At 48.0% G+C, this 1,970-nt stretch carries 2 protein-coding genes; both read right to left on the bottom strand.

Annotation, left to right across the window (positions count from 1 at the left end; all coding sequences use genetic code 11):
* Nucleotides 1–10: 10 nt before the first annotated feature.
* Nucleotides 11–1,372, bottom strand: a complete 1,362-nt coding sequence (locus CKO36_RS18865) for an RNA-guided endonuclease TnpB family protein (protein ID WP_200286446.1) — start codon at nt 1,370–1,372, stop codon at nt 11–13.
* On the bottom strand, nt 1,350–1,961 hold the full coding sequence (locus tag CKO36_RS18860) for an IS607 family transposase (RefSeq protein ID WP_200286447.1): 612 nt from the start codon (nt 1,959–1,961) through the stop codon (nt 1,350–1,352). The genes CKO36_RS18865 and CKO36_RS18860 overlap by 23 nt, the downstream gene beginning before the upstream one ends.
* Between the last annotated feature and the right edge of the window lie 9 nt (nt 1,962–1,970).

Below are 1,970 nucleotides of genomic sequence, written 5' to 3'. Positions count from 1 at the left end.
ACGCATTCGGTCATTCGCTCTCCGTTGATAGCACCATGACTGGCGAGCAACTGGAGTCCTGGTTGAGCAGTCCCAACCGATGGCGCTCAGTCCGTTCCAGCAAGATCGTTTTTACCTTTCGGTACGGCATAAACCGATCAATATCAGGATCAAACAACCTTGCCAGCACGTTTCGCGCAGCGTTTTGATCTGCTTGCAACACAACCCCGTCGGAACAGTAAAACCGATCCCCTTGCCGCTTGCCGTCAAGACATCCAGTTCGGGAATCCGTTTGCGATGTGTATGCAGGATTGACCAAAACGACCGTAGAACCTCTACGGTTTGAAACACAGCCAAGTGCTTCGGCAATGACGCCTTTCGTCCAGACCGAAAGCCTGCGATTGACGTTTTTGCCGAAGGACTTGCCCGCCATCGGCGCGGTTAAATCTTCTGTTGCAATGACAGTGGCTTTATCCACAACCTTATGAACCGCTTGGAATACGCAATCTCGAATTTGCGCATGGGCTTTCTCTAAAAGATGCTCATGCTTTATCCGACCAAGATTGTTCTTGATCATGTTCGCGCGCTTGCGCGGATTGCCGGTGTTATTTGCAATTGCGCGTAGCTTGTTTCTTCTTTGACCTTTGGTTTTTAATTGATCGGATGTTGTTGAAAGGAGCTTGCCCAATCTTTGACCATGATGCTCACCATCGGAATCAACGAAAACTTCTGAATAGCCTTTATCAATGCCCAAGGTGCCAGTACCACAATCCTTTTTTTCTTCAATATCAAACGTATAGTGAACCTCAATGCGATCATCATCTTTAATAATAATGCGCAGAGTTCCAGTTGGTTCGACCGTGGTATTGAGCGGAATAGCGATGCGCTGGCCTTTCACGAGACCAGGAATTTTGATCCAAGCGCGCTCTCCAAGTTGAAACGTGGTGTAATTATCCGAGCGCACAATGATCTGATTGTGCGTATGATTATGGCCGTGCTTCCAATCTTTGCGCATCATCCGACGTAAATAAGCATCGCTTGTCCATTCGTTGCGCTTGAGCGCGGTAAAAAGGCGCTTTTGCTCCGCCTTGTCATGAGTGCATCGCCAGATGCGGCGGCGCACCTTGACCTTGGCCGCTTCCATGCAGGCGGTGATGTCACCCTTGGCATCGCGCAAGGTTTCTTTCCAAGCATTCGCCGAGACAAGAAAAACGCGCCTTTCCTTCAACCACCCATCACGAATCTGACGATCCGACAGACCAACACCCTTCATCGATCCGAACCGTTGCCAAACTTCCGAGCGTATCCCTCCAAGTAAATGGGCTTGCTCGCGCAAAGCCGCGACTTTGCCCTTGTTGGGTTTTTTCGCATTAAGGATTCGGGTCACTTTCATTTTTTAATGCTTCTTTCAATTGCTTACGATAATTTCTCAAGCCATAGAGCCTTGAAGAAAAACAATGCACAATCGTCATTAAATCTTGCACCATTTCTTGTTCTGGCGAAAGGCGCTCTTGATTCAATACCAAAATTTCGCATCCATTGGTGCTTGCATAATGCTCGAACCAGTCAAAACCAAAACGAGTGAGTCGGTCACGATGAGCCAAAATTAACGTTTTAATTTCGCGGCGGCCAACAGCATCCATTAAAGCTAAAAAACGTTTTCTCTTAAAATTCAAACCCCCACCGACTTCCTCAATAAATTCAACATTGGCCAATCCTTTCGCCACGGCAAACTCCTCTAATACACGGCGCTGATTGGCTAAATCCGGCTTTTGCGACGTAGACGACACTCGGCAATAGGCGACTTGTCGCGTTAGGATTTGAGCCGATTTTAATCCAAGAAATTCTTGTATTTGCTCTTCCGTGTAAAGGCGGCGATTGCTATCGGTGCGAGCGACGGGAATCAGTCTGCCTTCCCGCTCCCATCGCTGAACTGTTTTTACTGTTACGCCAAGCAACTTCGCCGCCTTGCCTGTTGAGATAGTGTTTTT

The sequence above is a fragment of the Rhabdochromatium marinum genome (assembly GCF_016583795.1).
GTDB lineage: Bacteria > Pseudomonadota > Gammaproteobacteria > Chromatiales > Chromatiaceae > Rhabdochromatium > Rhabdochromatium marinum.
This window is presented reverse-complemented; position numbering and strand designations above follow the sequence as displayed.

Bases quoted from the DNA above. Each gene is read 5' to 3' on its own strand.
- CKO36_RS18865 (WP_200286446.1), bottom strand. From the start codon at position 1,372: ATGAAAGTGACCCGAATCCTTAATGCGAAAAAACCCAACAAGGGCAAA.